Source organism: Bacillus cereus, assembly GCF_002564555.1.
GTDB lineage: Bacteria > Bacillota > Bacilli > Bacillales > Bacillaceae_G > Bacillus_A > Bacillus_A cereus_K.
The window spans coordinates 1-22626 of record NZ_NUVD01000001.1 but is presented as its reverse complement, the minus strand read 5'-3'; the positions used below and the strand labels follow the sequence as shown (position 1 = coordinate 22626).

Here is a 22626-nt window from a genome sequence, read left to right as displayed (position 1 = left end):
AGGGAAATTGAGATGGGAATTAAAAAGTATAATCCAACTACTAACGGTCGTCGTAACATGACTACGAATGATTTCGCTGAAATCACGACTGACAGACCAGAAAAGTCTTTACTTGCTCCTTTAAGCAAAAAGGCTGGTCGTAATAACCAAGGTAAAATTACTGTACGTCATCAAGGTGGCGGACATAAGCGTCAATACCGTATCATCGACTTTAAGCGTAACAAAGATGGAATTCCAGGACGCGTTGCTACGATCGAATACGATCCAAACCGCTCTGCGAATATCGCATTAATTAACTACGTTGACGGTGAAAAACGTTACATTCTTGCTCCTAAAACTTTAGAAGTAGGTATGGAAGTTATGTCTGGCCCAGAAGCTGACATCAAAATCGGTAACGCATTACCATTAATCAACATTCCAGTAGGTACTGTTGTTCATAACATCGAGCTTAAGCCTGGTCGTGGCGGACAATTAGTTCGTTCTGCTGGTACATCTGCTCAAGTACTTGGTAAAGAAGGTAAATACGTACTTGTACGTTTAACTTCTGGTGAAGTACGTCTTGTATTATCTGCTTGTCGCGCTTCAATCGGTCAAGTTGGTAACGAACAACACGAACTTATCAAAATCGGTAAAGCAGGTCGCTCTCGCTGGTTAGGTAAGCGCCCAACAGTTCGTGGTTCTGTAATGAACCCGGTTGATCACCCACACGGTGGTGGTGAAGGACGCTCTCCAATCGGACGTAAGTCTCCAATGTCTCCATGGGGTAAACCAACTCTTGGATTCAAGACTCGTAAGAAAAACAAAGCGTCTGATAAATTTATCGTTCGTCGTCGTAAAAAATAATGGGATTGTAGTACGGTTCATTTCAAGAACCGTACGCCAATCACGAAGGGAGGCACCAAAATGGCTCGTAGCTTAAAAAAAGGACCATTTGTCGATGATCACTTAATGAGCAAAATGGAAAAATTAGTTGCATCTGAGCAAAAACAAGTTGTTAAAACTTGGTCTCGCCGTTCAACTATCTTCCCTCAGTTCATCGGACACACAATCGCTGTATATGATGGTCGTAAACACGTACCTGTGTACATCACTGAGGATATGGTTGGCCATAAGTTAGGTGAATTCGCACCAACTCGTACGTATAAAGGTCACCTTGCTGACGATAAGAAAACTAGAAGATAATGAGAGGAGGCACTTCAATGCAAGCTAAAGCAGTAGCGAGAACAGTTCGTATTGCTCCTCGTAAAGTTCGTTTAGTAGTAGACTTAATCCGAGGTAAGCAAGTGGGTGAAGCGATTGCTATCCTTAACCACACACCAAAAACTGCTTCTCCAGTTGTAGAAAAAGTTTTAAAATCTGCAATCGCAAATGCAGAGCACAATTATGAGATGGATATTAACAACCTAGTTGTAGAAAAAGTCTTCGTTGACGAAGGTCCAACGTTGAAACGTTTCCGTCCACGTGCAATGGGTCGTGCAAGCCAAATTAACAAACGCACAAGCCACATCACAGTTGTGGTATCAGAAAAGAAGGAGGGATAATCGATGGGTCAGAAGGTTAATCCAATTGGTCTTCGTGTCGGTGTTATCCGTGACTGGGAATCTCGTTGGTTCGCTGAGAAAGATTACGCTACATTATTACATGAAGACATCAAAATCCGTGAGTACATTACTGTACGCTTAAAAGATTCTGCTGTTGCTAAAGTAGAAATCGAACGTGCAGCAAATCGTGTAAATGTTACAATTCACACTGCAAAACCTGGTATGGTAATTGGTAAAGGTGGTACTGAAGTTGAAGCACTTCGTAAAGCTCTTAACCAATTAACAGGCAAGCGTGTACACATCAATATTTTAGAAGTTAAGAGAGCTGATCTTAACGCTAAATTAGTAGGCGAAAACATCGCTCGTCAATTAGAAAACCGTGTATCATTCCGTCGTGCACAAAAGCAAGTTATTCAACGTGCTATGCGTGCAGGTGCTAAAGGTATTAAAACACAGGTTTCTGGTCGTCTTGGCGGAGCTGATATCGCTCGTGCAGAATCTTACAGTGAAGGAACTGTTCCACTTCATACACTTCGCGCTGATATTGACTATGCAGCAGTTGAAGCTGATACAACATACGGTAAATTAGGCGTAAAAGTATGGATCTACCGTGGAGAAGTCCTTCCTACAAAAAAGAAAGCTTCTGAGGAAGGAGGAAAATAATATGTTAATGCCAAAACGCGTAAAATATCGTAGAGAGCATCGTGGTAAAATGCGTGGTCGTGCAAAAGGTGGAACTGAAATTGCTTTCGGTGAATTCGGTTTACAAGCACAAGCTGCTTCATGGATTACAAACCGTCAAATCGAAGCTGCTCGTCGTGCAATGACTCGTTACATGAAACGTGGCGGTAAAGTATGGATTAAAATTTTCCCTTCTAAACCTTACACTGCAAAACCTCTAGAAGTACGTATGGGTTCCGGTAAAGGGGCACCAGAAGGTTGGGTAGCAGTAGTAAAACCTGGGAAAATTATGTTCGAAATCGCGGGTGTATCTGAAGAGGTAGCACGCGAAGCATTACGTCTTGCAGCTCACAAGTTACCTGTGAAATGTAAATTCGTAAAACGTGAAGAAAATGGTGGTGAATCTAATGAAAACTAATGATATTCGTGAATTAACCACTGCCGAAATCGAAACAAAAGTTAAAGCTTTAAAGGAAGAGTTGTTTAATCTTCGCTTCCAACTTGCTACAGGACAATTAGAGAATCCAACTCGCATTCGTGAAGTGCGTAAAGCAATTGCTCGTATGAAAACTGTAGTTCGTGAAAGAGAGATCGGAATTAATCGATAAATTGAGGGGAGGTTTGCATAGTGAGCGAACGTAACCAACGCAAAGTTTATACTGGTCGTGTAGTGTCTGACAAAATGGACAAAACGATTACAGTTTTAGTTGAAACTTACAAAACTCATTCCTTGTACGGAAAACGTGTTAAGTATTCTAAGAAGTACAAAGCCCATGATGAGCAAAACCAAGCGAAACTTGGCGATATCGTTAAAATCATGGAAACTCGCCCGCTTTCTGCTACTAAGCGTTTCCGTTTAGTTGAAATCGTTGAAGAAGCGGTTATTATCTAAATAGACGAATCGGAATTTTTAGTCCGAAGGGAGGTTTCATAACATGATCCAACAAGAATCTCGTTTGAAAGTTGCTGACAACTCTGGTGCACGTGAACTTTTAACAATTAAAGTATTAGGCGGCTCTGGTCGTAAATATGCTAACATTGGTGATATTATCGTTGCTACGGTAAAACAAGCAACACCAGGTGGCGTTGTTAAAAAAGGTGACGTTGTTAAAGCAGTAGTAGTACGTACGAAGAGCGGAGCTCGTCGTCCGGACGGTTCTTATATCAAATTTGATGAAAACGCAGCGGTTATCATTAAAGACGATAAGAGCCCACGTGGTACTCGTATCTTCGGACCAGTAGCTCGTGAATTACGTGATAGCAACTTCATGAAGATCGTTTCTTTAGCTCCAGAAGTTCTATAATTTAAGGTATTGCCTTGCTAAGGAGGTGCAGAATTAAGATGCATGTAAAAAAAGGTGATAAAGTACAGGTAATCACTGGTAAAGACAAAGGAAAACAAGGCGTTATCCTTGTGGCTTTCCCAAAGCAAAACCGTGTTATCGTTGAGGGTGTTAACATCGTTAAAAAACACTCTAAGCCATCTCAATTAAATCCACAAGGTGGAATTATTACTAAAGAAGCACCTATTCACGTTTCTAACGTTATGATTTTAGATCCGAAAACAGGTGAACCTACTCGTGTAGGCTTCAAAGTAGAAGATGGTAAAAAAGTTCGTATTGCAAAAAAATCTGGTGAATTATTAGATAAATAATTTTCTTAAGAAAGGAGGTCACTTCATTGAATCGCCTTAAAGAGAAGTTCCAAAAGGAAATTACTCCTGCTCTAGTGAGCAAGTTTAACTATAAATCTGTGATGGAAGTACCGAAAATCGAAAAGATCGTAATCAACACTGGTGTTGGTGACGCGGTATCTAACTCAAAAGCTTTAGACAATGCAGTAGAAGAATTAACACAAATCGCAGGTCAAAAACCTGTAGTAACTCGTGCTAAGAAATCAATCGCTGGTTTCCGTCTTCGTGAAGGTATGCCAATCGGTGCGAAAGTAACTTTACGTGGCGAGCAAATGTATGAGTTCTTCGACAAATTAGTATCGGTTTCTTTACCACGTGTACGTGATTTCCGTGGTGTTTCTAAGAAATCATTCGATGGTCGTGGGAACTACACATTAGGTGTTAAAGAGCAACTTATTTTCCCTGAGATTGATTATGATAAAGTAAGCAAAGTCCGCGGTATGGACATCGTAATCGTTACTACAGCGAAAACTGATGAAGAAGCTCGTGAACTTTTAACACAATTCGGTATGCCATTCCAAAAATAATGGAAACCAACGCTAAGTAGAGGAGGCGAAAACGTGGCTAAAAAATCTATGATAGCGAAACAAAAGCGTACTCCTAAGTTTAAAGTACAAGAGTATACACGTTGCGAACGCTGCGGTCGTCCGCATTCTGTATACCGCAAATTTAAGCTTTGCCGTATTTGTTTCCGTGAACTTGCATATAAAGGTCAAATTCCTGGTGTTAAAAAAGCTAGTTGGTAAAACCCACAAATGGGAAGGAGGTAAAACACATGGTGATGACAGATCCAATTGCAGACATGCTTACTCGCATCCGTAATGCGAATATGGTACGTCATGAGAAATTAGAAGTTCCTGCTTCTAAAATCAAAAAAGAGATCGCTGAACTTTTAAAACGTGAAGGTTTCATTCGTGATGTAGAATACATCGAGGATAACAAACAAGGTATCCTTCGTATTTTCCTGAAATATGGTGCAAACAATGAACGTGTAATCACTGGATTAAAACGTATCAGTAAACCTGGCTTACGCGTTTACGCTAAAGCTGATGAAGTACCACGTGTACTTAACGGATTAGGTATCGCTCTTGTTTCTACATCTAAGGGAGTAATGACAGACAAAGACGCTCGTCAATTACAAACTGGTGGAGAAGTAGTAGCATACGTTTGGTAATATATATTTAAAACGAACGGAGGTGTGACCACATGTCTCGTATTGGTAAAAAGATTCTTGAAATCCCTGCAGGTGTTACTATTACAATTGCAGAAGACAATACTGTAACAGTAAAAGGCCCTAAAGGTGAATTAACTCGTACATTCAATGCTGATATGTCTATCAAAATTGAAGAAAATACACTAACAGTTGAGCGTCCTTCTGAACAGAAGGAACACCGTGCATTACACGGTACAACTCGTGCTTTAATCGGAAACATGGTTGAAGGTGTAACTACAGGTTTCGCACGCGGACTTGAATTAGTCGGTGTTGGTTACCGTGCTCAAAAACAAGGAGATAAACTTGTATTAAGCGTAGGTTATTCTCATCCAGTAGAAATGACTCCGGAAGCAGGTCTTGAAGTTGAAGTACCTGCACCAACTAAAATCGTAATTAAAGGTATCGACAAGCAACGTGTTGGCGAATTTGCTGCTAACATCCGTGCTGTACGTGCTCCTGAGCCATATAAAGGTAAAGGTATTCGTTACGAAGGCGAAGTTGTTCGTCGTAAAGAAGGTAAAACTGCTAAGTAAACCCGTTAGGTGAGAGAAAGGAGTGACAAGAATGATCACTAAAGCTGATAAAAATGCGACTCGTAAGAAAAGACATGCACGTGTACGTGCTAAACTTACTGGTACTGCAGAACGTCCACGTTTAAACGTGTTCCGTTCTAACCAACATATTTACGCTCAAGTTATTGATGATGTGAATGGTGTAACGTTAGTAAGTGCATCTACTCTTGATAAAGACCTTGCTCTTAACGGTACTAGCAACACTGAAGCTGCTACGAAAGTTGGAGAATCAGTTGCTAAGCGTGCTGTAGAGAAAGGCGTTAAAGAAGTAGTATTCGATCGCGGTGGTTACTTATACCATGGCCGTGTTAAAGCTCTAGCTGAAGCTGCTCGTGAGGCTGGATTACAATTTTAATGGTCAAAGGAGGGAAAATTGATGCATCGCATTGACCCAAGTAAATTAGAACTTGAAGAACGTGTAGTTACGATAAATCGTGTCGCGAAAGTTGTTAAGGGTGGTCGTCGTTTCCGCTTTGCTGCACTAGTTGTAGTTGGCGATAAAAACGGTCATGTTGGATTCGGTACTGGTAAAGCACAAGAGGTACCAGACGCAATTCGCAAAGCTATCGAAGACGCTAAGAAAAACTTAATCGCTGTACCATTAGTTGGTACAACAATTCCACACACAATCAACGGTCATTTTGGAGCTGGTGAAGTATTCTTAAAACCTGCTGCTGAGGGTACTGGTGTTATTGCTGGTGGACCTGTTCGTGCGGTTCTTGAATTAGCTGGTGTACAAGATATTCTTTCGAAATCTCTTGGTTCTAACACACCAATCAACATGATTCGCGCTACTGTGAACGGATTAAGCGAACTTAAGCGCGCTGAAGATGTTGCAAAATTACGCGGTAAATCTGTAGAAGAGCTACTAGGTTAAGGAGGGAAAACAAATGGCGAAAAAGTTAGAAATTACCCTCACTCGTAGTGTAATTGGTCGTCCACAAGATCAACGTGCGACGGTAGAAGCTTTAGGTCTTAAAAAGTTGAATTCAACTGTAGTTAAGGAAGAAACTCCTGCTATTCTTGGTATGATCAACAAAGTTTCTCACCTTATAACTGTAAAAGAAGCTTAAGGATAACTCATTAATATAAGGAGGTGCCTGGGAATGAAACTTCATGAATTAAAACCTGCAGAAGGTTCTCGTAAAGTACGTAACCGTGTCGGTCGTGGTATCGGTTCTGGTAACGGTAAAACTGCTGGTAAAGGTCATAAAGGACAAAACGCACGTTCTGGTGGCGGTGTTCGTCTTGGCTTCGAAGGTGGTCAAACTCCATTATTCCGTCGTTTACCAAAACGCGGCTTCACAAACATTAACCGTAAAGAGTTTACTATTGTAAACTTATCAACGTTAAATCGTTTTGAAGATGGTACAGAAGTAACACCTGAATTATTGCTGGAAACTGGCGTTATCAGCAAGTTAAACGACGGTGTTAAAATTCTTGCAAGCGGAGCAGTAGAGAAAAAATTAACTGTTAAAGCGCACAAGTTCTCTTCAAGTGCTAAAGAAGCAATTGAAGCAGCTGGCGGATCAGTTGAGGTGATCTAATGTTTCGTACAATCTCCAACTTTATGCGCGTTGCTGAGATAAGACGTAAAATATTTTTCACTTTAGCGATGTTAGTCGTATTCAGGATTGGCACGTTTATCCCCGTGCCATTTACAAATGGAGACGTACTGAAGGCACAAGATCAATTAAATGCTTTAGGTATCCTAAATACATTTGGCGGTGGAGCCTTGAAAAACTTTTCCATCTTTGCGATGGGAATCATGCCGTATATCACAGCATCCATCATCGTGCAATTATTGCAGATGGATGTTGTTCCTAAATTTTCGGAATGGTCGAAGCAAGGCGAAATGGGCCGTCGTAAATTAACGCAATTCACGCGTTACTTTACAATTGTTCTTGCGTTTATTCAGGGGTTTGGTATGTCAATCGGTTTTAACGGTATGGTAGGTGGACAATTAATTTTGAATCCAGGTTGGAGCACTTATTTATACATTGCTACGGTACTGACTGCTGGTACTGCATTTTTAATGTGGTTAGGCGAACAGATTACTGCTAAAGGTGTAGGTAATGGTATTTCCATTCTTATCTTTGCTGGTATTGCCGCAGCGATCCCAAGTGTTATATCTCAAGTGTATCAGCAACAGTTTAAAAATATCGGAGATCAAATGTTCATGAGTATCGTTAAAGTTGCATTGATTTTACTAGCTGTGCTAGCAGTTGTTGTGGGTGTTATTTTCATCCAACAGGCTGTTAGAAAGATCCCAATTCAATATGCGAAGCGTGTAACAGGAGCGAATGGGAATCATGCTGGAGCACAAAACACACATTTACCGCTTAAGGTAAATAGTGCGGGTGTTATTCCAGTCATTTTTGCTGTTTCATTCTTAATTACACCTCCAACTATTGCACAGTTCTTCCCGGATCATGATGTATCGCAGTGGATTATTGCAAACTTTAACTATTCTCACCCTGTGGGAATGATTATATATGTTGCGCTCATTGTAGCCTTCACATATTTCTATGCATTTGTTCAGGTTAATCCAGAGCAAATGTCAGAGAATCTAAATAAGCAAGGTGGATATGTTCCAGGTATTCGTCCGGGTAAGAATACAGAACAATATCTAACAAAAATTTTGTATCGTTTGACCTTTGTAGGATCAATTTTCCTAGCAGCGATTGCAATCTTACCAGTTATCTTTACGAAATTGGGAAATCTTCCTCCATCTGCACAGATTGGCGGAACGAGTATGTTAATCGTTGTCGGCGTTGCTTTAGAAACAATGAAGCAGCTAGAAAGCCAATTAGTAAAACGCCATTACAAAGGGTTTATCAAGCAGTGAGTAAGTGGGAAGAATTGTCTTCCCTACATGCTCATGTACTGAGGGGGAACAAGGATGAACTTAATTTTAATGGGGCTTCCTGGTGCTGGTAAAGGTACACAAGCCGAACAGATTGTTGCCAAGTATAACATCCCTCACATTTCAACAGGAGATATGTTCCGTGCAGCTATGAAGGCTGAAACTGAAATGGGCTTACAAGCAAAATCTTTTATTGATAAAGGTGCTCTTGTACCAGATGAAGTGACAATCGGAATCGTTCGTGAACGTTTAAGTCAAGAAGACTGCGTAAGAGGCTTCTTACTAGACGGTTTCCCACGAACTGTTGCACAAGCATCAGCTCTTGAAGAGATTATGAAAGATCTTGGCAAAAAAATCGACTATGTTTTAAACATTAATGTGGATTCAGGGTTGTTATTAAAACGCCTTACAGGCCGTCGCATTTGTAAAGAGTGCGGTGCGACTTACCACTTAGAATTCAATCCGCCAGCAAAAGCTGACGTGTGCGATAAATGTGGTGGCGAATTATATCAACGCTCTGATGACAATGAAGAAACTGTAGCAAATCGTTTAGATGTAAATATTAAGCAAACAAAACCTTTGCTTGATTTCTATGAGGAGCTTGGTTACTTACAAAGCATTAATGGTGAGCAAGATATCAATAAAGTATTTGCTGATATCGATGTTCTCATCGGAGGCTTAGCGTAATGATCATCTGCAAAACTCCTCGCGAGATAGAAATCATGCGAGAAGCTGGCAGGATCGTTGCTTTAACTCATCAAGAGTTGAAACAGCATATTACTCCAGGAATTACAACGAAAGAGCTCGATCAAATAGCGGAAAATACGATTCGAAAATATGGTGCTACGCCATCTTTTAAAGGATACAACGGATTTCCGGGGAGCATATGTGCTTCTGTAAATGAAGAGCTTGTACACGGAATTCCAGGGAAGCGCAAGCTCGAAGAGGGCGATATCATCAGTATCGATATTGGTGCGAAATACAATGGGTACCATGGAGATTCTGCATGGACGTATCCAGTTGGAAACATTTCTGAATCTGTTCAAAAGCTACTTGATGTCACAGAAAAATCGTTGTATCTTGGTCTAGAACAAGTAAAACCAGGCGAAAGATTATCAAATATCTCACATGCGGTTCAAACCCATGCTGAAGAGAATGGATTCTCGATCGTTAGGGAGTATGTTGGTCACGGAATCGGGCAAGACTTACATGAGGACCCTCAAATCCCGCACTATGGTCCACCAAATAGAGGCCCTAGATTAAAGCCGGGAATGGTCATCTGTGTTGAGCCGATGGTGAATCAAGGAAGACGATATGTAAAAACACTATCTGATGACTGGACAGTGGTAACGGTAGATGGTAAATGGTGTGCCCATTTTGAGCACACGATTGCTCTTACAGAAGCAGGATACGAAATCCTTACCACTTTATAAGTAGCTGGCTCTCCGGGATTTCAGAGCAGTGTAAAATGTTACTGATTTGAAGAAGGGAGAACTATTGAATGGCTAAAGATGATGTAATTGAAGTCGAAGGTACCGTTCTTGAAACGTTGCCAAATGCTATGTTCAAAGTAGAATTAGAGAATGGGCATGTCGTATTGGCTCACGTTTCTGGTAAAATCCGTATGAATTTCATTCGTATTTTACCAGGAGACAAAGTTACGGTAGAATTATCTCCGTACGATTTAAATCGTGGTCGTATTACGTACCGTTTTAAATAATATAGCACTCCGTAATCTTTAAGGAGGTTCGAGACATGAAAGTAAGACCGTCAGTTAAACCAATCTGCGAAAAATGTAAAGTTATTCGTAGACGTGGAAAAGTAATGGTTATTTGTGAAAACCCTAAACATAAACAAAAACAAGGTTAATCAGAAGGAGGTGCATTCAGAATGGCACGTATCGCAGGTGTAGATATTCCTCGAGACAAACGCGTTGTTATTTCTTTAACTTACGTATTCGGCATTGGTCGCACAACTGCTGAAAAAATTCTTACTGAAGCTGGTATTTCTTCAGAAACACGAGTTCGTGATTTAACGGAAGACGAACTAGGACGTATCCGTGATGTTATCGATCGTATTAAAGTTGAGGGAGACCTTCGTCGTGAAGTATCTCTTAACATTAAACGTCTAATGGAGATCGGTTCTTACCGTGGTCTTCGTCACCGTCGTGGTTTACCAGTTCGTGGTCAAAACTCTAAAAACAATGCTCGTACACGTAAAGGTCCACGTCGTACAGTAGCAAATAAAAAGAAATAATAAGTAAAGGAGGTTGAACTAACAATGGCACGTAAAACAAACACTCGTAAAAAACGTGTGAAAAAGAATATTGAAGCTGGTATAGCTCATATTCGTTCTACTTTCAACAACACAATCGTAACACTTACAGATACTCATGGTAACGCACTTTCTTGGTCTAGTGCTGGTGCACTTGGTTTCCGTGGATCTCGTAAGTCTACTCCATTCGCTGCGCAAATGGCTGCTGAAGCTGCTGCTAAAGTTGCAATGGAGCACGGTTTAAAAACTTTAGAGGTTACTGTTAAAGGTCCTGGTGCTGGTCGTGAAGCTGCAATTCGTGCTCTTCAAGCTGCAGGTCTAGAAGTAACAGCAATTAGAGATGTTACTCCAGTTCCTCATAATGGATGTCGTCCACCAAAACGTCGTCGTGTGTAATTTTTCTGTATAGAATTTTCCCTTTTGTCTATAATGGATATGATGCATTATCGAGAAATTTCGTACAGAAACATCGCTTGTTGTGCACAATCGGGAACTGCCTAAGGGGGACTTTCGGTTAATCAAAGGGGTATACCTTTGTTTAACCGGGGTTTCGACGTTTTGAAGGAGGGTTTAGTTAATGATTGAAATCGAAAAGCCGAAAATCGAAACGGTTGAACTTAACGAAGATGCTAAATATGGTAAATTCGTAATTGAACCGCTTGAGCGTGGATATGGTACTACTTTGGGTAACTCCTTGCGTCGTATTCTTTTATCCTCACTCCCTGGTGCCGCTGTTACTGCTATCCAAATCGATGGCGTATTACATGAATTTTCAACAGTTGAGGGCGTAGTAGAAGACGTTACGACGATCATCTTAAACTTGAAAAAGTTAGCTCTTAAAATCTACTCTGAAGAAGAGAAGACGTTGGAAATTGATGTGCAGGGCGAAGGTATTGTCACAGCTGCTGATATTACTCACGACAGTGATGTAGAAATCTTAAATCCAGATTTACACATTGCAACGTTAGCAAAAGATGCGCATTTCCGCGTGCGTTTAACTGCAAAGCGTGGCCGTGGGTATACGCCAGCTGATGCAAATAAAAGCGAAGATCAACCAATAGGAGTAATTCCTATTGATTCTATTTATACTCCAGTATCACGTGTTACTTACCAAGTGGAAAAGACACGTGTCGGACAAGTGGCTAATTATGATAAGCTTACGCTTGATGTATGGACGGATGGAAGCATCGGGCCAAAAGAAGCTATCTCTTTAGGTGCCAAAATCTTAACTGAGCATTTAAATATCTTTGTTGGTTTAACTGATGAAGCACAAAATGCTGAGATTATGGTCGAGAAGGAAGAAGATCAAAAAGAGAAAGTTCTTGAGATGACTATCGAAGAACTAGATCTTTCTGTTCGTTCTTATAATTGCCTAAAACGTGCAGGAATTAATACTGTACAAGAGCTTGCGAACAAAACAGAAGAAGATATGATGAAAGTTCGTAACTTAGGACGTAAATCCTTAGAAGAAGTTAAACATAAACTTGAGGAATTAGGTTTAGGTTTACGTAAAGACGACTGAGGATTTAAACCCATCAACAAAGGAGGGAACTACGAATGGCATACAGAAAATTAGGCCGTACAAGTGCGCAACGTAAAGCTATGTTACGTGATTTAGCTACTGATTTAATTATCAACGAGCGCATCCAAACGACAGAAACTCGTGCAAAAGAACTTCGTTCTGTAGTGGAAAAAATGATCACTTTAGGTAAACGCGGAGATCTTCATGCTCGTCGTCAAGCAGCAGCTTTCATTCGCAATGAAGTTGCTAACGCTGAGACTGGTCAAGATGCACTTCAAAAATTATTCGCTGATGTAGCTCCACGCTATGCTGAGCGCCAAGGCGGATACACTCGTATTGCAAAAATTGGTCCACGTCGCGGAGACGCAGCACCAATGGTAATTATCGAGTTAGTATAATGATAATTAAAAGGGCAGGACAGTTCTTTTCAAGAAACTGGTCATGGCCCTTTTTTTTAAATATAAAAATAGGCTAACTTGGCGAAGGAAAGGGTGCCTTGTATTGAAAAAAGAGAAACTTCGGACAGAAAATATATCATTTCAATATCCTGGGGCAGCCACTTATGCATTAAAAGATGTTTCATTTGCCTTATATGAGGGAGAATGGGTATCTGTTATTGGACAAAACGGTTCAGGGAAGTCTACACTTGCAAAATTATTGAACGGTTTGTTTTTGCCGGAATCAGGGACAATTACTGTGAATGATACAATGGTTTTATCAGAAGAAACGGTATGGGATGTTCGAAAACAAATTGGAATGGTATTTCAAAACCCAGATAATCAATTTGTTGGAACAACAGTACAAGATGACGTTGTATTTGGCTTAGAGAATATCGGAATGCCAAGGGAGCAGATGATAGAAAGATTAGAACAGGCTCTGCAATTGGTCCGTATGGAAGACTTTCTTAATGATGAACCCCATTCGTTATCTGGTGGACAAAAGCAGCGAGTCGCAATAGCAGGCGTTTTAGCACTTCAACCATCTATTTTAATACTAGATGAAGCAACTTCAATGCTAGATCCTCAAGGAAGACGCGAAGTAGTAGAAACGGTTAGACAACTTGTTAATCAAAAAGGTATTACGGTGTTATCAATTACGCACGATTTAGAAGAAGCGGCACAGTCAGACCGTGTCATTATTTTAAATAAGGGAGAAATATTAGAGGAAGGGACTCCAGAGCAAATTTTCAAGTCCTCTCATATGCTCCAAGAAATTGGATTAGATGTACCGTTTTCAGTAAAAATAGCAGAATTATTAAAAAGAAATGAAATCCTCTTGCAAAATACGCATCTTACAATGGAAAGCTTGGTGAACGAACTTTGGAGATTACATTCCAAAAAGTAGAACATCGTTATCAATATAAAACTCCATTTGAAAGACGCGCACTTTATGATGTAGACGTGTCGTTTCCAAGTGGGGGCTATTATGCCATTATCGGTCATACTGGTTCAGGTAAGTCGACGATGATTCAACATTTAAATGGTTTATTGCAGCCGACAAATGGTACGGTTCAAATTGGTGAACATTTAATTTCAGCAGGGAAGAAAGAAAAGAAACTTAAGCCACTACGAAAAAAAGTAGGGGTTGTCTTTCAGTTCCCAGAACATCAGCTATTTGAAGAGACTGTTGAGAAGGATATTTGTTTTGGACCTACTAATTTCGGTGTATCTGAAGAAGAGGCGAAACAAAAGGCGAAAGATGCAATCCAGCTTGTTGGATTGGACATAGAGTTATTAGCACGTTCTCCGTTTGAGTTAAGTGGTGGGCAAATGAGACGTGTTGCAATAGCAGGCGTACTTGCGATGGAACCCGAAGTGCTTGTATTAGATGAGCCTACAGCAGGGCTTGATCCGAAAGGACAGCACGAGCTCATGGAGATGTTTTATAAGCTGCATAAAGAGCAGGGGCTTACAGTCATTCTTGTTACACATAATATGGAGGATGCTGCTAAGTATGCAGATCAAATCGTGGTCATGCATAAAGGAACGGTCTTTTTGCAAGGAAGTGCAGAGGAAGTATTTTCACATGCTGATGAATTAGAGAAAATAGGCGTGGATCTTCCGATGTCTTTAAAGTATAAACGTGCAATTGAAGAGAAGTTTGGTATTTTAATTCCAAAGGCTACCTTATCTTTAGAGGATCTTACTCATGAAGTTGTGCAGGTGTTACGAAAAGGTGGTCATAAATCATGCAGCAGTTGATTATTGGGAGATATATTCCAGGGAATTCACTTATTCATCAACTTGATCCACGTACGAAGCTGCTGATTGTCTTTTTATATGTATTTGTTGTTTTCTTAGCAAATAATGCGATTTCATATGGATTTTTATTTTTATATGCACTCATTGCTTTATTTTTTGCAAAAGTGCCGATTCGTTATGTACTTTCGGGCTTAAAACCAATTTTATGGATTTTTCTTTTTACATTTTTCCTGCATATTTTTACAAATAAAGAAGGAGATGTACTATTCCAGCTTGGTTGGTTTTCGATACATGAAAAAGGATTAGAGCAAGGAATATACATTTCTATACGATTCTTCGTTATTATTTTAATGACGACATTATTAACGTTAACAACGACACCTATTGAAATTACAGATGGTCTGGAGACGTTATTAAAGCCGTTGAAACGTATAAAAGTTCCTGTTCATGAAATCGCATTAATGATGTCAATTTCACTCCGTTTTATCCCGACATTAATGGATGAAACGAGTAAAATTATGAAAGCACAAGCGTCCCGTGGTATTGATTTCGCAGGGGGACCGATAAAAGATAGGATGAAAGCTATTATCTCATTACTCGTCCCGCTATTTATTAGTGCTTTTAAGCGTGCAGAGGACTTAGCAATTGCGATGGAAGCCCGTGGATATCAAAGTGGCGAAGGACGTACTAAATTTAGGCAACTACGCTGGAAAACAAGTGATACAGTAACAATTATAAGCTTACTTTGTGTAGCTTGTATTTTGGCATGGGTGCGATCGTAATGGAGAATAGAGAAATGGATAGAATAAAATGTACGGTTGCATATGATGGCATGCATTTTTATGGTTATCAAATTCAGCCGCAGCATCGTACTGTTCAACAAGAGATAGAAAAAGCATTGCAGAAATTGCATAAGGGAGAACTTGTTCGTGTTCAGGCATCGGGCAGAACGGATTCTACCGTTCATGCAAAAGGACAAGTGATACACTTTGATACACCTTTGTCTCTTGAAGAGTGGCAATGGAGTAATGCTTTAAACACAATGTTGCCAGATGATATTGTCATCAGGCAAGTAGAGAAAAAAACAGAAGAATTTCATGCACGTTACGGTGTCGAGAGAAAAGAATATCGTTATCGTGTATTATTATCTAAGACTGCGGATGTATTCCGTAGAAATTATGTATATCAATATCCTTACCCAATTCAAATAGAATCTATAAGGAAAGCTATTCCTTATTTTGTTGGCACACATGATTTTACTTCTTTTTGTTCGGCAAAAACTGACAAAAAAGATAAAGTGCGAACAATTTATGAAATCGAGTTAATTGAGCAAGACGATGAATTAATTTTTCGTTTTGTAGGTAATGGATTTTTATATAATATGGTCAGAATTATTGTTGGTACGTTACTTAGCGTAGGGCAAGGAAAGCTTGATTCTGATAGCATTCCAGAGATTTTAGCGAAACAAAATCGTCAGTTTGCTGGAAAGATGGCTCCAGGTCATGGACTTTACTTATGGCAGGTAAACTATAACAACTAATCCTGGTGTAACATTTGCTTGACATTAGAAACTCAAAAGTATATCATAACATATGGTATTGTTTCTAAAACCACGATTAGCCCCGGAAGGAAATCGTGTTTAAGATAAACAATAGATTTTTTCTATGGAAAAGATAACGAGGAGGGAAACACATGCGTACGACTTTTATGGCAAAAGCTAACGAAGTTGAGCGTAAATGGTATGTGGTTGATGCTGAAGGTCAAACTTTAGGTCGCCTTGCTAGTGAAGTAGCATCCATTTTACGTGGTAAAAACAAACCTACATTTACACCACACGTTGACACGGGTGATCATGTAATTATTATTAACGCTGAGAAAATTCATTTAACAGGTAATAAATTAAACGATAAAATTTACTACCGTCACACTAACCACCCAGGTGGACTTAAACAAAGAACAGCTCTAGAAATGCGTACAAACTACCCTGTACAAATGTTAGAGCTTGCAATTAAAGGCATGCTTCCAAAAGGACGCTTAGGCCGTCAAGTTTCTAAGAAACTAAACGTGTATGCTGGAGCAGAGCATCCACACCAAGCACAAAAACCAGAAGTTTACGAACTTCGCGGATAATCAATTAAAGGAGGGCTTACTTTGGCACAGGTTCAATACTATGGCACTGGACGTCGTAAGAGTTCAGTAGCGCGCGTACGCCTAGTTCCAGGCGAAGGACGCGTTATCATTAACGGTCGTGATTTTGAAAACTATATCCCATTTGCTGCATTACGTGAAGTAGTGAAACAACCTCTAGTTGCAACAGAAACTTTAGGTAACTACGATGTACTTGTAAACGTAAATGGTGGTGGATACACTGGTCAAGCTGGTGCTATTCGTCACGGTATTTCTCGCGCTTTATTAAAAGCTGATCCAGAATACCGTCTAACACTAAAACGTGCAGGTCTATTAACTCGTGACGCACGTATGAAAGAGCGTAAAAAATACGGTCTTAAAGGCGCACGTCGTGCACCTCAGTTCTCAAAACGTTAATTTTTGCGAACTACAAACCCCAACCATTTTGGTTGGGGTTTTTTTATGTTTAATTCCTCTTTTGTAATTTTTGTAGTTTGGAATATTTTAGTGCTACCGCCGTGCGTATGCTTCTTCTTTAGAAGTTTAGACTAATACGTATTAGGGAGGTTTATAAGTACTATGAATGTCATTGTCAGCTTACAAGAAAAACAAAAAGAAAAGCAGTTAAAATACGAGCGGAAGATGCTGAGAGAATTATCATTAAAAACATTACGTTCAAATATTCGTGATGCCTTTCAGATGCAAGAACTGCATCGTCAGTATGAAGATTACTGTATTGAACTAGGGATAGAGTCTTATTTATTAGGAGCGAGATATAGTAAGTTTGGTTATTATGGTGAATCGTTCTTTGATGTGAAATATAGGGCCTTAGAAGAAGAGCAACAATTAACTGAAACGCTATTTCAATTTTTAACGAGTATGGCTATACGAGAAATTAAATTAAAAGATGAGGAATTACTTTTTGAATCTTGTCAGCAGTTTATCGGCTTATGGTGGCAGGAAGGGTATGAAAAAGGTGAAAGAAGATATCGATTAAAGCTTCATTAAGACAAGCATAAACTTTCCTCTTGTCCCATATAAGTAATTAGAGGGACTAGCTGGAGGAGGAAAGGTATGAAGAGAATTCGAATTATCTCTTTTGCACTCGCTGCGGTTGTTTTGTTTTTTTTGGTCAAACAAGAGTTTCAAATTACAAAATCGTGGCGAGCTTGGAATTTACCCTTATCAGGGAAAGTAATTGTATTAGACGCGGGGCATGGTGGGCCAGACGGAGGAGCAGTTGGTGGAAAAGATATTATAGAAAAAGACATTACTCTTGAAATTACAAAAAAAGTACAAGATTATTTACAGGAGCAAGGTGCATTAGTTATTTTAACGCGTGAAGGAGATTATGATTTAGCTAACAAAGATACAAAGTCGTATAGTAGGCGTAAAGCGGAGGATTTAAGAAGGCGTGTGGAGATTATTAATAAACCAGATGTCGACTTCTTTGCGAGTATTCATTTAAACGCTTTAACTAGTAGTGGATCTAAAGGGGCACAAACGTTCTACTACCGTTCTTTAATTGAAAATGAACGCGCTGCGAAATTTATACAAGCTGAACTGAGAACGAGTTTAGAGAATACGGATCGTTCTGCTAAAACGATTTCTCATGTATATTTATTAAAGTATGCGAAAACACCAGGTGCTTTAATTGAAGCAGGGTTTTTATCGAATGTGAATGAAAGGTATATGTTAAATTCGGAGAAATATCAGCAAAAAGTAGCAGCTGCTATATATCGTGGTATATTACGTTATTTCACTGAAAAAGGAAATCCTCCAGATTAAGGAGGATTTTTTGAGTTTCTCTCATTAACGAAGTTTTCGGAAAATATGTTATACTAGAAATGTAAACGTATTTATTTAAAGAATAAAAAGAGAAGCTTAAATAACATTGTGTTATTTTTCATACAGGGGGCTGGGCTAATTATGGTAACGAAAGAGCAAGTAGTGGAAGCGTTAGAAGGGGTTGTAGATCCGTTTTTACATAAAACGTTAAAAGAAACAAATGCAATTAAAGAGGTAACAGTCAAACCTGAGAAGGAACATGTGAGTGTAAAAATTGCAATTGCAAAAACTGGTACAGCGGAACAAATGCAGTTGCAGTCTGGAATTGTAAAGTTAGTAAAAGAACTAGGAGCAGCAACAGTGGGGCTTCGTTTTGCAGAGTTTACAGAAGAGGAATTGGCTCAGTTGGTACCACAACAAGAAGAGGAGCAAAGTGAATCTTTATTGTCACCGAATTCAAAAACGACATTTTTAGCAGTAGCGAGTGGAAAAGGTGGAGTGGGAAAATCAACCGTTTCCGTTAACCTTGCAGTTTCTTTAGCTCGTTTAGGAAAAAAAGTTGGTATTATTGATGCGGATATTTACGGCTTTAGTGTGCCAGACATGATGGGGATTGAAAAACGTCCTATCGTAAGAGGTGATAAGATAATTCCGGTGGAGCGTCTAGGCGTGAAGGTAATCTCAATGGGATTCTTTGTAGAAGATAATGCACCGGTTATTTGGAGAGGACCTATGCTTGGGAAAATGTTAAACCACTTCTTCACAGAAGTAGAATGGGGCGATTTAGATTATTTAGTGCTAGATCTTCCGCCAGGTACAGGTGATGTTGCGTTAGATGTACACTCAATGTTGCCATCTTGCAAAGAGATTATTGTAACGACGCCTCATCCAACAGCGGCATTTGTAGCAGCGCGTGCTGGAGCGATGGCATTGCGTACGGAGCATAGTATTCTCGGTGTCGTTGAGAACATGGCATATTTTGAAAGCAAGGTAACTGGTGAGAAAGAGTATGTATTTGGAAGAGGCGGTGGAGATAAATTAGCTGCCGAATTACAAACTGAGGTACTTGGCCGCATTCCGCTTCAACAACCTGATTGGAATAAAGAGGACTTTGCTCCGTCGGTATATGAAGATACACATACAACGGGCATTATTTATAGTAAGATAGCTGAGACAGTAATTGATAAAACAGCCGTTATACAAAAATAAAATGAAACTTTAATTAGTGGAGGCAGAGTGGATCTCTTGCAGAGGGAGTCTTGCTATCTGTTAATAGCGTTGAAAGGTAATAATGAGTGGGCAATGTATATATTGTCCACTCATTATTATAGTTATTATTTTTACTGTTGTTCCTTCTTATCTTGAGAGCCACCGTCACCGCCTGCTTCTTTCTTATCAGATCCGCCTTTTTCAGCCTTCTGTACACCTTTACTAATGATATCAATCATCTTAGCTTGGAAGAGTGGGCTTTCAGCAGTTTCTGTTAGTACTTGTTGTAAATATTGACGATATTCTTTACTTTTCATTGTTTGCAACATTATTTTCTCTACTTCAGGATTTTTCATAATTTCTATAACGCCTGCTTGGTATTCAGGGTCTTTTAATAAGGTTTTCATTAAATTTGTTTGTTCTTTCCCCATACTTTTAGCGAATTTCGATGAGAACTCAGGGTCTTTAAAGAGCTTTTCCCAGAATTGCTGCCCTTTGTCGGATACCAGTGCATCTTCAATCGTTTTCTTTACTACTGTTTCATCTAGTATGAGTGCTTGTTTCATCTTCTCATCAGTTAATACATCTTGAATGGCTTTCTTACCTTGATCCGTTTTTAAAATATCAACAATCATTTTCTTTGTTTGATCGTAATCTAGTTCGGATTTCGTTTCTTTTCCTTGTGCACATGCTACAAGTGCGATAAGTAGAAATGAAGAAACGAAAATGAGTAGCATCCGTTTCATAAGTTGGAACTCCTTTCAGCACAGTTCTCTTTTTTTAATATAAATATCTTTAAGGAATTTATACATGAACATGGCTAGCTTTTTGAAATTGTCATTGATACAATTTAATTAGAAATATAAGAATAATGGGGGATGTGTTGTGAATAGCCGCAAGTGGGTACGACTATTTTTTACGACGTTGTTTCTTGGTGGGATAAGTACGGTCATTATCGGGTTTGTATTGGAGTGGGACAAGTACGCTAAATTTTTTCAAAATTTCGACGGAAAGGAAATTCTAGCAGTTTCTTTCTGGTTGATGGGTGTAGGGTTTATTTTTAGTGTTATAAGTCAAATGGGGTTCTTTGCATATTTAACAATCCATCGTTTCGGACTAGGGATGTTCCGCTCATCTTCTTTATGGAATGCAGTCCAGCTTTTCTTTATTGCATTTGTATTATTTGATTTCGTGTATTTAAGATCTGTACTTATTGCAAATGGGGAAGTTTCATTAGGGAATAACATACTTGTTGCAGGAATGTTATTTGTGTTTGGGGCGATTGTCGCTTATGTAAAAAGTAAAGAAACGAATAAAAAAGCATTTGTGCCCGCTCTGTTCTTTATGGTTGTTGTAACAATTCTTGAATGGGTACCGGCGCTTCGGATCAATGATACAGATTGGTTATATTTAATGGTTATACCACTTTTATTATGTAATGCATATCAGTTACTTATACTACATCGTTTAATCGGAAAAACGAGTAAATCTGCTTAATTGAAAGAGGTCTTTTGAATTTGTAAGCAGTAGTAGTTGTGCTATCTGGGATAGTGGGATGAAAAAAGCTCTATTACCTTATCGAAAGGTAGTAGAGCTTTTTATGCGTGAAGGCTAGTAGGGAAGGAACTACTTTACATCTTCACTTTTGGTACTGGTGTTGGAAATAAGCTGTGATACGGATATTTGCTCGTAGCCATCACTTTTTAATTTTTGTAAAAGCAGCGGTAAAGCTTTGTTTGTTTGAAGAGCAGAGTCGGATGCATGTAGTAGGACGATATCTCCACCTTTTAAATTATTAGAGACGGTAGAAACAATATTATTTACACCTGGGTTTTTCCAATCATTCGAATTATTACTCCAATGAACGACAGTGTATCCGAGTGATTCTGCGATTTTTAGGGTTGCTTTGTTAAAGTCTCCACTAGGTGGACGTAATAGCTTGACTTGTTTTACACCGAGTTTTGTGAAAACATCTTGTGCTCGCAAAAGATCTCTTCGTATTTCATTTGTCTCTAGAGAAGTGTAAGACGTGTAATTATAGCCCATACTACCGATTTCATGTCCATCTTTTATGATGCGTTCAACAATATCAGGGTGTCTTTCTGCCCATGCACCAGAAAGGAAGAAGGTTGCATTCTTAATATCTCTTTCTTTAAGTGTATCAAGGATTGGTATAGCTTTTTTGTCTCCCCAACTAATATCAAATGTGAATGCAACTTGTTTTTTAGCCGTGTCTCCTTTGTAAATCACCTTAGGTCCTGTAGCAGTTGAAAAAGCAGACTCATGTGAATATGTTTTTAAAAAGAGAAGCCATGCCGTAAATAAGGAAAGTATCACTATTAAGCTAATGCGTTTAAAAGTACTTTTACTCGTAATAAAAAAGAAAAACATAATATTACGCCCCTTTGTCCAATCCTTTTCAGTTACATATATGCTTAGAATAGAAAAAAGAGAACAAGGGATTAACATCGTAAGTAGTGGATATAATGAATGATAGGATTTTGGTGATTTGTTTTTGAAAACTGAAAATGAGCGGAACGTTTATTGCTCTGTAAGGGAATATTGAGGTGATGATTTGCTTGGACTTATGTTGACGAAAGAAGAAAGAAAAGAAATGGAATACATATTGAAGAGAGAGTTAGAGGAACTTTTATTTGATTTTGAAGATGAGCGTATTCATGACGTTGTAAAAAAAGCGATGGAAGAAAGATATAAAATCATTTTTTGTTTGTTTCGGAGAGTTGCTAATGCAGAAGAATGTATTCGTTATGTAAGAAAAAGAAATTTTTATTAAAAAGTGTTGACGTTAATAGTTAGTATATGATAAATTAATAACCGTCGCTGATGCGGAAACGCAGAAAACGGCAAAAAAGAAATTGAAAAACCTAGTTGACATCGAAAAACGAAGATGTTAACATAAGGAAGTCGCAAATGAGCGA

General features: G+C 39.1%; 39 protein-coding genes. 37 read left to right on the top strand and 2 right to left on the bottom strand.

All coding sequences use genetic code 11. The annotated features are described in order from the left end of the window. Positions 1–12 precede the first annotated feature (12 nt). The 35 genes from rplB to COI75_RS00030 all read left to right on the top strand — a co-directional run bounded on the left by rplB (position 13) and on the right by COI75_RS00030 (position 19687). Positions 13–843, top strand: a complete 831-nt coding sequence (gene rplB / locus COI75_RS00200) for a 50S ribosomal protein L2 (RefSeq protein WP_000511584.1) — start codon at positions 13–15, stop codon at positions 841–843. Between the two features lie 60 nt (positions 844–903). Further along, on the top strand, positions 904–1182 hold the full coding sequence (rpsS, locus tag COI75_RS00195; RefSeq protein WP_000124454.1) for a 30S ribosomal protein S19: 279 nt from the start codon (positions 904–906) through the stop codon (positions 1180–1182). A gap of 17 nt (positions 1183–1199) precedes the next feature. Next, positions 1200–1541 carry a 50S ribosomal protein L22 gene (gene rplV / locus COI75_RS00190; RefSeq protein ID WP_001148024.1) on the top strand — a complete coding sequence of 114 codons (342 nt, stop codon included), beginning with the start codon at positions 1200–1202 and terminating at the stop codon, positions 1539–1541. 3 nt (positions 1542–1544) lie between these two features. Then, on the top strand, positions 1545–2204 hold the full coding sequence (rpsC, locus tag COI75_RS00185; RefSeq protein ID WP_000529958.1) for a 30S ribosomal protein S3: 660 nt from the start codon (positions 1545–1547) through the stop codon (positions 2202–2204). A gap of 1 nt (position 2205) precedes the next feature. Beyond that, positions 2206–2640: a 50S ribosomal protein L16 gene (rplP, locus tag COI75_RS00180; RefSeq protein ID WP_000928969.1), complete on the top strand. Its 435-nt coding sequence runs from the start codon at positions 2206–2208 to the stop codon at positions 2638–2640. Continuing rightward, positions 2630–2830: a 50S ribosomal protein L29 gene (gene rpmC / locus COI75_RS00175; protein WP_000855718.1), complete on the top strand. Its 201-nt coding sequence runs from the start codon at positions 2630–2632 to the stop codon at positions 2828–2830. Before rplP ends, rpmC begins: the two co-directional genes overlap by 11 nt. Positions 2831–2850: 20 nt before the next feature. After that, entirely contained in the window at positions 2851–3114 is a 264-nt protein-coding gene (rpsQ, locus tag COI75_RS00170; protein ID WP_000004106.1) for a 30S ribosomal protein S17, read from the top strand. A 43-nt stretch (positions 3115–3157) separates the two neighbouring features. Continuing rightward, complete coding sequence (gene rplN / locus COI75_RS00165) at positions 3158–3526, top strand: 50S ribosomal protein L14 (RefSeq protein WP_000615912.1); 369 nt, start codon at positions 3158–3160, stop codon at positions 3524–3526. A 38-nt stretch (positions 3527–3564) separates the two neighbouring features. Next, a complete protein-coding gene (gene rplX, locus COI75_RS00160; RefSeq protein ID WP_000558200.1) occupies positions 3565–3876 on the top strand; it encodes a 50S ribosomal protein L24 in 312 nt (103 codons plus the stop codon). 26 nt (positions 3877–3902) lie between these two features. Next, entirely contained in the window at positions 3903–4442 is a 540-nt protein-coding gene (rplE, locus tag COI75_RS00155; protein ID WP_001080829.1) for a 50S ribosomal protein L5, read from the top strand. Positions 4443–4475: 33 nt separating this feature from the next. Next, entirely contained in the window at positions 4476–4661 is a 186-nt protein-coding gene (rpsN, locus tag COI75_RS00150; RefSeq protein WP_001085700.1) for a 30S ribosomal protein S14, read from the top strand. A gap of 29 nt (positions 4662–4690) precedes the next feature. Beyond that, positions 4691–5089: a 30S ribosomal protein S8 gene (gene rpsH, locus COI75_RS00145; RefSeq protein ID WP_000245511.1), complete on the top strand. Its 399-nt coding sequence runs from the start codon at positions 4691–4693 to the stop codon at positions 5087–5089. A 32-nt stretch (positions 5090–5121) separates the two neighbouring features. Beyond that, positions 5122–5661 (top strand): 50S ribosomal protein L6, encoded by a 540-nt coding sequence (rplF, locus tag COI75_RS00140; RefSeq protein WP_000086554.1) that lies wholly within the window; start codon positions 5122–5124, stop codon positions 5659–5661. Positions 5662–5692: 31 nt separating this feature from the next. Beyond that, on the top strand, positions 5693–6055 hold the full coding sequence (gene rplR / locus COI75_RS00135) for a 50S ribosomal protein L18 (RefSeq protein WP_000628818.1): 363 nt from the start codon (positions 5693–5695) through the stop codon (positions 6053–6055). Positions 6056–6076: 21 nt separating this feature from the next. After that, positions 6077–6577: a 30S ribosomal protein S5 gene (rpsE, locus tag COI75_RS00130; RefSeq protein WP_000554646.1), complete on the top strand. Its 501-nt coding sequence runs from the start codon at positions 6077–6079 to the stop codon at positions 6575–6577. A gap of 13 nt (positions 6578–6590) precedes the next feature. Then, positions 6591–6773, top strand: a complete 183-nt coding sequence (gene rpmD, locus COI75_RS00125) for a 50S ribosomal protein L30 (RefSeq protein WP_001085231.1) — start codon at positions 6591–6593, stop codon at positions 6771–6773. 33 nt (positions 6774–6806) lie between these two features. Further along, positions 6807–7247 (top strand): 50S ribosomal protein L15, encoded by a 441-nt coding sequence (gene rplO / locus COI75_RS00120; protein WP_000766083.1) that lies wholly within the window; start codon positions 6807–6809, stop codon positions 7245–7247. Continuing rightward, the gene (gene secY, locus COI75_RS00115) at positions 7247–8548 is read left to right on the top strand and encodes a preprotein translocase subunit SecY (protein ID WP_000490112.1); all 1302 of its coding nucleotides are present in this window, start codon (positions 7247–7249) and stop codon (positions 8546–8548) included. Before rplO ends, secY begins: the two co-directional genes overlap by 1 nt. A 54-nt stretch (positions 8549–8602) precedes the next feature. Next, a complete protein-coding gene (locus tag COI75_RS00110) occupies positions 8603–9253 on the top strand; it encodes an adenylate kinase (protein WP_001048996.1) in 651 nt (216 codons plus the stop codon). Beyond that, entirely contained in the window at positions 9253–9999 is a 747-nt protein-coding gene (gene map / locus COI75_RS00105) for a type I methionyl aminopeptidase (RefSeq protein ID WP_000582543.1), read from the top strand. The genes COI75_RS00110 and map overlap by 1 nt, the downstream gene beginning before the upstream one ends. A gap of 68 nt (positions 10000–10067) precedes the next feature. Continuing rightward, complete coding sequence (gene infA, locus COI75_RS00100; RefSeq protein WP_001029884.1) at positions 10068–10286, top strand: translation initiation factor IF-1; 219 nt, start codon at positions 10068–10070, stop codon at positions 10284–10286. A 35-nt stretch (positions 10287–10321) separates the two neighbouring features. Beyond that, positions 10322–10435 (top strand): 50S ribosomal protein L36, encoded by a 114-nt coding sequence (rpmJ, locus tag COI75_RS00095; protein WP_000868344.1) that lies wholly within the window; start codon positions 10322–10324, stop codon positions 10433–10435. A 21-nt stretch (positions 10436–10456) separates the two neighbouring features. After that, entirely contained in the window at positions 10457–10822 is a 366-nt protein-coding gene (rpsM, locus tag COI75_RS00090) for a 30S ribosomal protein S13 (protein WP_000090792.1), read from the top strand. Between the two features lie 24 nt (positions 10823–10846). Next, positions 10847–11236 carry a 30S ribosomal protein S11 gene (gene rpsK, locus COI75_RS00085; protein ID WP_000101797.1) on the top strand — a complete coding sequence of 130 codons (390 nt, stop codon included), beginning with the start codon at positions 10847–10849 and terminating at the stop codon, positions 11234–11236. A gap of 181 nt (positions 11237–11417) precedes the next feature. Then, on the top strand, positions 11418–12362 hold the full coding sequence (locus COI75_RS00080) for a DNA-directed RNA polymerase subunit alpha (RefSeq protein WP_000569643.1): 945 nt from the start codon (positions 11418–11420) through the stop codon (positions 12360–12362). A gap of 35 nt (positions 12363–12397) precedes the next feature. After that, positions 12398–12760 (top strand): 50S ribosomal protein L17, encoded by a 363-nt coding sequence (rplQ, locus tag COI75_RS00075; RefSeq protein ID WP_000331490.1) that lies wholly within the window; start codon positions 12398–12400, stop codon positions 12758–12760. A gap of 103 nt (positions 12761–12863) precedes the next feature. Next, positions 12864–13706 carry an energy-coupling factor ABC transporter ATP-binding protein gene (locus COI75_RS00070; protein WP_000711770.1) on the top strand — a complete coding sequence of 281 codons (843 nt, stop codon included), beginning with the start codon at positions 12864–12866 and terminating at the stop codon, positions 13704–13706. After that, positions 13682–14563 (top strand): energy-coupling factor ABC transporter ATP-binding protein, encoded by an 882-nt coding sequence (locus COI75_RS00065; protein WP_000406527.1) that lies wholly within the window; start codon positions 13682–13684, stop codon positions 14561–14563. Before COI75_RS00070 ends, COI75_RS00065 begins: the two co-directional genes overlap by 25 nt. After that, positions 14551–15345: an energy-coupling factor transporter transmembrane component T family protein gene (locus COI75_RS00060; protein WP_001186523.1), complete on the top strand. Its 795-nt coding sequence runs from the start codon at positions 14551–14553 to the stop codon at positions 15343–15345. The genes COI75_RS00065 and COI75_RS00060 overlap by 13 nt, the downstream gene beginning before the upstream one ends. A gap of 14 nt (positions 15346–15359) precedes the next feature. Then, positions 15360–16103, top strand: coding sequence for a tRNA pseudouridine(38-40) synthase TruA (truA, locus tag COI75_RS00055; protein ID WP_002096127.1), 744 nt, complete (start codon positions 15360–15362; stop codon positions 16101–16103). Positions 16104–16255: 152 nt separating this feature from the next. After that, the gene (gene rplM / locus COI75_RS00050; RefSeq protein ID WP_001260793.1) at positions 16256–16693 is read left to right on the top strand and encodes a 50S ribosomal protein L13; all 438 of its coding nucleotides are present in this window, start codon (positions 16256–16258) and stop codon (positions 16691–16693) included. 21 nt (positions 16694–16714) lie between these two features. Beyond that, positions 16715–17107, top strand: coding sequence for a 30S ribosomal protein S9 (gene rpsI / locus COI75_RS00045; protein ID WP_000079986.1), 393 nt, complete (start codon positions 16715–16717; stop codon positions 17105–17107). 162 nt (positions 17108–17269) lie between these two features. Next, positions 17270–17698, top strand: coding sequence for a DUF2521 family protein (locus tag COI75_RS00040; protein ID WP_001101004.1), 429 nt, complete (start codon positions 17270–17272; stop codon positions 17696–17698). A 66-nt stretch (positions 17699–17764) separates the two neighbouring features. Continuing rightward, positions 17765–18478 (top strand): N-acetylmuramoyl-L-alanine amidase CwlD, encoded by a 714-nt coding sequence (gene cwlD / locus COI75_RS00035; RefSeq protein WP_000822440.1) that lies wholly within the window; start codon positions 17765–17767, stop codon positions 18476–18478. A gap of 141 nt (positions 18479–18619) precedes the next feature. Beyond that, the gene (locus tag COI75_RS00030; protein ID WP_000256633.1) at positions 18620–19687 is read left to right on the top strand and encodes an Mrp/NBP35 family ATP-binding protein; all 1068 of its coding nucleotides are present in this window, start codon (positions 18620–18622) and stop codon (positions 19685–19687) included. 131 nt (positions 19688–19818) lie between these two features. On the opposite strand, the gene gerD is transcribed toward COI75_RS00030, so the two are convergent. Next, positions 19819–20433, bottom strand: a complete 615-nt coding sequence (gene gerD / locus COI75_RS00025) for a spore germination lipoprotein GerD (RefSeq protein WP_000827514.1) — start codon at positions 20431–20433, stop codon at positions 19819–19821. A 139-nt stretch (positions 20434–20572) separates the two neighbouring features. Here gerD and kbaA point away from each other — a divergent pair, with 139 nt between their 5' ends. After that, the gene (gene kbaA, locus COI75_RS00020) at positions 20573–21184 is read left to right on the top strand and encodes a KinB signaling pathway activation protein KbaA (RefSeq protein ID WP_001088507.1); all 612 of its coding nucleotides are present in this window, start codon (positions 20573–20575) and stop codon (positions 21182–21184) included. 129 nt (positions 21185–21313) lie between these two features. Here kbaA and pdaB read toward each other — a convergent pair whose 3' ends face one another. After that, positions 21314–22078 (bottom strand): polysaccharide deacetylase family sporulation protein PdaB, encoded by a 765-nt coding sequence (gene pdaB / locus COI75_RS00015; protein ID WP_000464725.1) that lies wholly within the window; start codon positions 22076–22078, stop codon positions 21314–21316. Positions 22079–22262: 184 nt separating this feature from the next. Between pdaB and COI75_RS00010 the strand changes: the two genes are divergently transcribed. Then, positions 22263–22481 (top strand): hypothetical protein, encoded by a 219-nt coding sequence (locus COI75_RS00010; protein ID WP_000901144.1) that lies wholly within the window; start codon positions 22263–22265, stop codon positions 22479–22481. The last annotated feature ends 145 nt before the right edge of the window (positions 22482–22626 follow it).

Coding starts and splice junctions, on each gene's coding strand:
- truA (WP_002096127.1), top strand. CDS start 15,360: ATGGATAGAATAAAATGTACGGTTGCATATGATGGCATGCATTTTTAT.
- COI75_RS00080 (WP_000569643.1), top strand. CDS start 11,418: ATGATTGAAATCGAAAAGCCGAAAATCGAAACGGTTGAACTTAACGAA.
- COI75_RS00030 (WP_000256633.1), top strand. CDS start 18,620: ATGGTAACGAAAGAGCAAGTAGTGGAAGCGTTAGAAGGGGTTGTAGAT.
- rpmC (WP_000855718.1), top strand. CDS start 2,630: ATGAAAACTAATGATATTCGTGAATTAACCACTGCCGAAATCGAAACA.
- COI75_RS00060 (WP_001186523.1), top strand. CDS start 14,551: ATGCAGCAGTTGATTATTGGGAGATATATTCCAGGGAATTCACTTATT.
- rplQ (WP_000331490.1), top strand. CDS start 12,398: ATGGCATACAGAAAATTAGGCCGTACAAGTGCGCAACGTAAAGCTATG.
- rpmD (WP_001085231.1), top strand. CDS start 6,591: ATGGCGAAAAAGTTAGAAATTACCCTCACTCGTAGTGTAATTGGTCGT.
- infA (WP_001029884.1), top strand. CDS start 10,068: ATGGCTAAAGATGATGTAATTGAAGTCGAAGGTACCGTTCTTGAAACG.
- rpmJ (WP_000868344.1), top strand. CDS start 10,322: ATGAAAGTAAGACCGTCAGTTAAACCAATCTGCGAAAAATGTAAAGTT.
- map (WP_000582543.1), top strand. CDS start 9,253: ATGATCATCTGCAAAACTCCTCGCGAGATAGAAATCATGCGAGAAGCT.
- cwlD (WP_000822440.1), top strand. CDS start 17,765: ATGAAGAGAATTCGAATTATCTCTTTTGCACTCGCTGCGGTTGTTTTG.
- pdaB (WP_000464725.1), bottom strand. CDS start 22,078: ATGTTTTTCTTTTTTATTACGAGTAAAAGTACTTTTAAACGCATTAGC.
- secY (WP_000490112.1), top strand. CDS start 7,247: ATGTTTCGTACAATCTCCAACTTTATGCGCGTTGCTGAGATAAGACGT.
- rpsC (WP_000529958.1), top strand. CDS start 1,545: ATGGGTCAGAAGGTTAATCCAATTGGTCTTCGTGTCGGTGTTATCCGT.
- gerD (WP_000827514.1), bottom strand. CDS start 20,433: ATGAAACGGATGCTACTCATTTTCGTTTCTTCATTTCTACTTATCGCA.
- rplM (WP_001260793.1), top strand. CDS start 16,256: ATGCGTACGACTTTTATGGCAAAAGCTAACGAAGTTGAGCGTAAATGG.
- COI75_RS00040 (WP_001101004.1), top strand. CDS start 17,270: ATGAATGTCATTGTCAGCTTACAAGAAAAACAAAAAGAAAAGCAGTTA.
- rplP (WP_000928969.1), top strand. CDS start 2,206: ATGTTAATGCCAAAACGCGTAAAATATCGTAGAGAGCATCGTGGTAAA.
- rpsK (WP_000101797.1), top strand. CDS start 10,847: ATGGCACGTAAAACAAACACTCGTAAAAAACGTGTGAAAAAGAATATT.
- rplO (WP_000766083.1), top strand. CDS start 6,807: ATGAAACTTCATGAATTAAAACCTGCAGAAGGTTCTCGTAAAGTACGT.
- rpsH (WP_000245511.1), top strand. CDS start 4,691: ATGGTGATGACAGATCCAATTGCAGACATGCTTACTCGCATCCGTAAT.
- rpsM (WP_000090792.1), top strand. CDS start 10,457: ATGGCACGTATCGCAGGTGTAGATATTCCTCGAGACAAACGCGTTGTT.
- rplN (WP_000615912.1), top strand. CDS start 3,158: ATGATCCAACAAGAATCTCGTTTGAAAGTTGCTGACAACTCTGGTGCA.
- rpsS (WP_000124454.1), top strand. CDS start 904: ATGGCTCGTAGCTTAAAAAAAGGACCATTTGTCGATGATCACTTAATG.
- rplV (WP_001148024.1), top strand. CDS start 1,200: ATGCAAGCTAAAGCAGTAGCGAGAACAGTTCGTATTGCTCCTCGTAAA.
- rpsE (WP_000554646.1), top strand. CDS start 6,077: ATGCATCGCATTGACCCAAGTAAATTAGAACTTGAAGAACGTGTAGTT.
- rplX (WP_000558200.1), top strand. CDS start 3,565: ATGCATGTAAAAAAAGGTGATAAAGTACAGGTAATCACTGGTAAAGAC.
- rplB (WP_000511584.1), top strand. CDS start 13: ATGGGAATTAAAAAGTATAATCCAACTACTAACGGTCGTCGTAACATG.
- COI75_RS00110 (WP_001048996.1), top strand. CDS start 8,603: ATGAACTTAATTTTAATGGGGCTTCCTGGTGCTGGTAAAGGTACACAA.
- rplR (WP_000628818.1), top strand. CDS start 5,693: ATGATCACTAAAGCTGATAAAAATGCGACTCGTAAGAAAAGACATGCA.
- rplF (WP_000086554.1), top strand. CDS start 5,122: ATGTCTCGTATTGGTAAAAAGATTCTTGAAATCCCTGCAGGTGTTACT.